Here is a 6,185-nt window from a genome sequence, read left to right on the forward strand (position 1 = left end):
CACGGGTCAGGCCCGCGGCTTCTCCCGCATCTCGAACGTCTCGATGACGTCGTCGACCCTGATGTCGTTGTAGCCGACCCCGATGCCGCACTCGAAGCCCTCACGGACCTCGGTCGCGTCATCCTTGAAGCGGCGCAGCGACGACACGGTCAGGTTGTCCGCGACGACGACGCCGTCGCGGATGATCCGGGCCTTGCTGTTGCGCACGATCAGACCGGAGCGGACCAGCGAACCGGCGACGTTGCCGATCTTCGGCACCTTGAAGACCTCGCGGACTTCGGCGGTGCCCATCTGGACCTCTTCGAACTCGGGCTTGAGCATGCCCTTGAGGGCCGCCTCGATCTCCTCGATCGCCTGGTAGATGACCGAGTAGTAGCGGATGTCGACGCCCTCGCGCTCGGCCAGGTCGCGGGCCCGGGGCTCGGGCCGGACGTTGAAGCCGATGATGACCGCGTTGTCGTCGGCGACGGCCAGGTTGACGTCGTACTCGGTGATCGCGCCGACCGCGCGGTGCAGGACACGGAGCCTGACCTCGTCGCCGACGTCGATCTTGAGCAGGGCGTCTTCCAGGGCCTCCACCGAACCGGACACGTCACCCTTGATGATGAGCTTGAGCTCGTCGACACGACCCTTCTCAAGGTCGCTGAACAGCTCTTCGAGGGTGCGGCGACGGCTCGACTTGGCCATGTCGGCGCTGCGCTTGCGCGCCGCGCGCTGCTGGGCGATCTGCCGGGCCATCCGGTCGTCGGTGACCACGATGAAGTTGTCACCGGCGCTCGGCACCGCCGTCAGACCCATGACCAGGACCGGACGCGACGGCGTGGCCTCGTCGACCGCGTCGCCGTTGTCGTCGAGCATCGCCCGGACGCGGCCGAAGGCCTCGCCACAGACGATCGAGTCGCCGACGCGCAGCGTGCCGCGCTGGACCAGGACGGTCGCGACAGGGCCGCGGCCCTTATCGAGGTGAGCCTCGATCGCGATGCCCTGAGCGTCCATCGTCGGGTTGGCCCGCAGGTCGAGCTCGGCGTCGGCGGTCAGCAGGATCGCCTCGAGCAGAGCCTCGATGCCGGTGCCGTTCTTCGCCGAGATGTCGACGAACATGGTCGAGCCACCGTACTCCTCGGCCACCAGGCCGTACTCGGTGAGCTGGGCACGGACCTTGTTCGGGTCGGCGCCCTCCTTGTCGACCTTGTTCACCGCGACCACGATCGGCACGTCGGCCGCCTGGGCGTGGTTGAGAGCCTCGATCGTCTGAGGCTTCACACCGTCGTCGGCCGCGACCACCAGCACCGCGATGTCGGTGGACTTGGCGCCTCGGGCACGCATGGCGGTGAACGCCTCGTGACCCGGGGTGTCGATGAAGGTGACCCGGCGCTCTTCGCCCTCGTGCTCGGTGGAGACCTGGTAGGCACCGATGTGCTGGGTGATGCCGCCGGCCTCGCGCGCCGCCACGTTGGTCTTGCGGATGGCGTCGAGCAGCTTCGTCTTACCGTGGTCGACGTGACCCATGACGGTCACGACCGGCGGACGCGGGGCCAGGTCGGCCTCGTCGCCCTCGTCCTCGCCGAACTCGATGTCGAAGGCCTCGAGAAGCTCGCGGTCCTCCTCCTCCGGGCTGACGACCTGGATGTTGTAGTCGAGCTCGGCGCCGAGGAGCTGCAGCGTCTCCTCGTTGACCGACTGGGTCGCCGTCACCATCTCGCCGAGGTGCAGCATGATCTGCACGAGCGAGGCGGGGTTGGCGCCGATGCGGTCGGCGAAGTCGGACAGCGAGGCGCCGCGCGGCAGCCTGATCGTCGCGCCGTTGCCACGGGCGACCTGCACACCGCCGATCGCCGGAGCCGACATGTTGTCGAACTCCTGGCGCCTCTGACGCTTGGATTTGCGGCCACGCGCCGGACGGCCACCGGGACGCCCGAAGGCTCCCGCCGTGCCGCCGCCACGACCACGGCCACCGCCGCCGGGACGACCGCCGAAGCCGCCGCCACCGGGACCGCCGGTGCCCGTGCGCTGACCGGTGCCGCCGCCACCCGGGCGACCGGCGAAACCGCCGCCGCCACCGGGACGACCGCCACCGCCGCCACCCGGACGGCCACCGCCGCCACCGGGACGGCCGCCGCCACCGCCACCGCCGCCCGGACGGCCACCGCCGCCGGGACCGGCAGGACGGCCCTGCGGCATCATCATCGGGTTGGGACGCGGCCCACCCGGACGCGGGCCACCGGCGCCGGGACCCGGACGCGGACCCGCCGCACCGGGCGGACCCGGACGGGGGCCGGGCGCCGGCCTGGCGTCGCCGCCCGCGCCGCGGTTCTGCGGCGGACGCGGGATCGCGCCGTCACGCGGCGGACCCTCACGACGCTCACGCGGGCCGCGGTCGCCGCCCTCACGGTTGCCGCCGGGACGCGGCGGACGGGACTGGCCCATGCCGCTGGCGTTCGACGAGAACGGGTTGTTGCCCGGACGCGGGCCACGCGGGCCCGGCTTGGGGCCGGGACCGGGGCGCGGGCCGCCACCGGCCGGAGCACCCGGACGCGGGGCCTGACCGCCGCCGCCACCACCGGACGGCGTGCCCGGACGCGGCGCCGGACCGGGCTTGGGACCCGGACGGGCGGCAGGGCCCGGACGCGGGCCCGGGGCCGGCGGACGGGTGCCGCTGTCGAAGCGCGCCTGCGGCGCGCCCGACGTCTCGCCGCGCGCGGCCTCAGGCTGCTCCTGCTGCTGCGGCGGCTGTTGCTGCTGCTGCTGGGGCATGGGAACCGACGGACGCGGCGTGCCGCCGCCCGCGGGACCCGGACGGGGACCCGGCTTGGGAGCCGGACCCGGACGCGGACCTGGAGCAGGCGCCTGCGGGGCGCCGTTGCCTGCCTGGCCGTCAGCCGGCCGAGGCGCAGCCTTCGGCGGCTGCGGCCTGTTGGACGACGAACCGCCGCCTCTGGAGGGCCCACCCTTCGATGCGCCCAGAGCTTCGGTGAGCCTGCGGACGACCGGCGCCTCGATGGTCGAGGACGCCGAACGGACGAACTCTCCCATTTCCTGGAGCTTGGCCATCACGACCTTGCTCTCTACGCCGAACTCCTTAGCGAGCTCGTATACCCGGACCTTCGCCACTGCACTCCCTTACTCGGCCCGGGAGGCTGGCTGTGCCGTCCGGACCGTCGCTACCTTGACGTCTTCATCGCCGCGTGCTCATCAGGCGCTCATAGCAATCTGACTCCGCCCCATCAACTCGGCGTCCTACATGACATGTGGTTCTCCTTCTAGGTGCGCCCGCACTCGCGAGACGTCAAGCGGCCCCAGCACGCGAAACGCGCGCGGGAACGCTCGGCGACGCTCGGCGAGCTCAAGACAGCTCACGGACAGGTGCAGCGATGCGCCCCGGCCGGGAAGCCGTCCTCGCAGGTCAGGGACCACCTGGTCCTCGACCCGCACCAAACGGAGCAGCTCGGACTTTGCCGTGCGAACCCTGCAGCCCACACAGGTGCGCTGTGGGGCCGCGTGGCAACCATATTCCAGCTTACCGTGTCGACGCATCTACGGAACCGGCGGCATCCTCGGCTTGGGTGTCGGGACGGATGTCGATCCGCCAGCCCGTCAGCCGCGCGGCCAGGCGGGCGTTCTGCCCCTCCTTGCCGATGGCCAGCGAGAGCTGATAGTCGGGCACGATGACCCGCGCCACCCGTCCGTCGAGATCGAGAACCTCGACGTGGGAAACACGGGCGGGAGACAGGGCATTCCCCACGAACTCCCCCGGGTCCTCCGACCAGTCGATGATGTCGATCTTCTCGCCGTGCAGCTCGGTCATCACGTTGCGCACCCGCGACCCCATCGGGCCGATGCAGGCGCCCTTCGCGTTGACCCCCGGCTTGCGGGACCGTACAGCGATCTTGGTGCGGTGGCCGGCCTCTCGCGCCACCGCGGCGATCTCCACGGTGCCGTCGGCGATCTCCGGCACCTCCAGCGCGAACAGCTTCTTCACCAGGCCGGGATGCGTGCGCGACAGCGTGACCGACGGGCCCTTGTGGCCCTTCTTCACCTGCACCACGTAGGCGCGGATGCGCTCGCCGTGGCCGTACTCCTCACCCGGGACCTGCTCGTGCGCGGGCAGCACGGCCTCGATCTTGCCGAGGTCGACCAGCACCACGCGCGGGTCCTTGCCCTGCTGGATCACGCCCGAGACCAGCTCGCCCTCACGGCTGGCGAACTCGCCGAAGTTGATCTCGTCCTCGGCGTCACGCAGCTGCTGCAGGATGACCTGCTTGGCGGTGGTCGCCGCGATCCGGCTGAAGTTGCCAGGAGTGTCGTCGAACTCCCGGACGATCTCGCCGTCGTCGTCGAGCTCCGCCGCCCAGATCGTCACGTGACCGCTCGCGCGGTCGAGCTCGGCCCGCGCCTTGGGAGCCGCGCCGTCCGTGCGGAAGTACGCGATCAGCAGCGCGTCCTCGATCGCCTTGACGACCAGGTCGAAGGAGATGTCCTTCTCCCGCTCCAGGCTGCGCAGGACGCTCATGTCGATGTCCACGAGGCTTCCCCCTTAGCCTTCGTCGCCGTCGACGTCGTCGATCCGGCGGAACTCCACCTGCACCCTGCCCCGGGTGAGGTCCTGATAGTCGAGCCTGCGGCCGGCTCCATCGACGTCGAGGTCGACACCGCTGTCGTCGGCGGCCACGACCCTGCCCTCGACCACCGTGCCGTCGCGCAGCTCGGCCTTCACCAGCCGCTTGGCCGCCCGCCGCCAGTGGCGCGGCTCCGTCAGCGGCCGGTCGACGCCCGGCGAGGACACCTCGAGCGTGTAGGCCGACTGGCCCATGGTGTCGTCCTCGTCGAGGGCCGCGGACACCGCCTGGCTCACGTCGGCCACGTCGTCTAGGCTCACGCCGCCGTCACGGTCGACGACCACGCGCAGCAGCTTGCGCTTCCCGGCCTGCGTGACCGTCACGTCCTCGAGATCGAGGCCCTCCGCGCCGACCACGGGCTCCAGGAGCTTCATCAGGTGGTCGCGGGGTGATGCGCTGCCCATATCGACCTCCCCTATTGTCATGTCTCAGCCGGGCGGACCTCGCCCCTGGCTCTCCCGTCGTCTGGCCGCTCAGCCAGCGACGACAGTTGACACCCTATCTGTAGGAAGGGGCGGAGGAAGCGTCACTCGGCACGGCTCGCGCCTGACCGCGAGCGGGGGTACGAGCCCGTACGATGCTTTCTTGCGGTCCGTAACACTGGAGGTCCCTGCCCGTGCGCCAGCCACACCTCTCCCGGCGCACCGCGCTGGCGGCCGGAGCGGTCGTCCTGGCGCTCGCCGGGTGCAGCGCACCGCGCGAGGCCGGCCCGCCGTCGCAGGCGCCGGACACCCCTGACCAAGCGCTTGCCCGCGTGCTCATGGCCGAGAAGCAGCGGACGATCTCCCTGTACGCGGCGATGATCGCCAAGGGGTCCGCCAAGCTCGTCCCTTACCGGCAGCGCCACGAGGCCCACCTGGCCGAGCTCCGCCGCCGCTTCCCCGCCCTCCGCCCGGCCGCCCCGGCCACCACCGGGACCGCTTCGCCGGGCCCCACCGCTTCCTCTTCGGCCACGCCGACGCCGCCGAAGGTGACGCTGTCGCAGCTGCGCGGCATCGAACGCAAGGCCGCCGCCGCCCGGCCCCGCCAGATCGCCGGCGTCACGCCGTCGCTCGCCCAGCTCGTCGCCAGCATCGGCGCCTGCGAGGCGCTCCACGCCCGCACCTCCGTCAAGGCCCCCGCCCCGCCGGCCGCCGCCGGCACCACCAGCGCCGCCGACCTCGGCAAGCTCCGCAAGGCGCTCGCCGCCGAGCACGCGGCGATCTTCGCGTACGGGGTGCTCGGCGCGCGCACCACCGGCCCCCTGCGCGCCCGCCTCGCCGGCAACTTCGACGCCCACCGCGAGCGGCGCGACGAGCTGCGCGTCCTCATCACCGCCCGCGGCGACCGGCCCGTCGAGCCCGAGGCCTCCTACGCCCTCCCGTCGGTCCCCTCCAGCGCCGCGGCCGCCACCCGGCTCGCCGGGCAGGTGGAGTCGGGCCTCATGGCCGCCTACCTGGAGCTGACGGCCGCCACGGACGCCGGCCTGCGCCAGTACGGGGCCACGGCCATGCAGGAGGCGGCGGCCCGCGCCCACGCCTTCACCCCGGGCATGACGCCCTTCCCCGGCCTGCCCGCCCCCGCCACCCC

The 6,185-nt window shown here is 72.2% G+C and carries 5 protein-coding genes; 1 reads left to right on the forward strand and 4 read right to left on the reverse strand.

What is annotated here, in order from left to right; genetic code table 11:
- Positions 1-6 precede the first annotated feature (6 nt).
- The 4 genes from infB to rimP form a co-directional block, all read right to left on the reverse strand.
- Complete coding sequence (infB, locus tag KME80_RS10770; protein WP_219503566.1) at positions 7-3,111, reverse strand: translation initiation factor IF-2; 3,105 nt, start codon at positions 3,109-3,111, stop codon at positions 7-9.
- Positions 3,112-3,237: 126 nt separating this feature from the next.
- Complete coding sequence (locus KME80_RS10775; protein ID WP_219503585.1) at positions 3,238-3,534, reverse strand: YlxR family protein; 297 nt, start codon at positions 3,532-3,534, stop codon at positions 3,238-3,240.
- Positions 3,518-4,522 carry a transcription termination factor NusA gene (gene nusA / locus KME80_RS10780; protein ID WP_308125700.1) on the reverse strand — a complete coding sequence of 335 codons (1,005 nt, stop codon included), beginning with the start codon at positions 4,520-4,522 and terminating at the stop codon, positions 3,518-3,520. Before nusA ends, KME80_RS10775 begins: the two co-directional genes overlap by 17 nt.
- 12 nt (positions 4,523-4,534) lie before the next feature.
- Positions 4,535-5,020, reverse strand: a complete 486-nt coding sequence (rimP, locus tag KME80_RS10785; protein WP_219503587.1) for a ribosome maturation factor RimP — start codon at positions 5,018-5,020, stop codon at positions 4,535-4,537.
- A 212-nt stretch (positions 5,021-5,232) separates the two neighbouring features.
- Here rimP and KME80_RS10790 point away from each other — a divergent pair.
- Positions 5,233-6,185 (forward strand): ferritin-like domain-containing protein (locus tag KME80_RS10790; protein WP_308125701.1); only part of this gene is annotated, 953 nt, incomplete at its 3' end.

The sequence above is a fragment of the Nonomuraea ceibae genome (assembly GCF_019396325.1).
Taxonomy (GTDB): Bacteria; Actinomycetota; Actinomycetes; order Streptosporangiales; family Streptosporangiaceae; genus Nonomuraea; species Nonomuraea ceibae.

Bases quoted from the DNA above. Each gene is read 5' to 3' on its own strand.
- KME80_RS10775 (WP_219503585.1), bottom strand. From the start codon at position 3,534: ATGCGTCGACACGGTAAGCTGGAATATGGTTGCCACGCGGCCCCACAG.
- rimP (WP_219503587.1), bottom strand. From the start codon at position 5,020: ATGGGCAGCGCATCACCCCGCGACCACCTGATGAAGCTCCTGGAGCCC.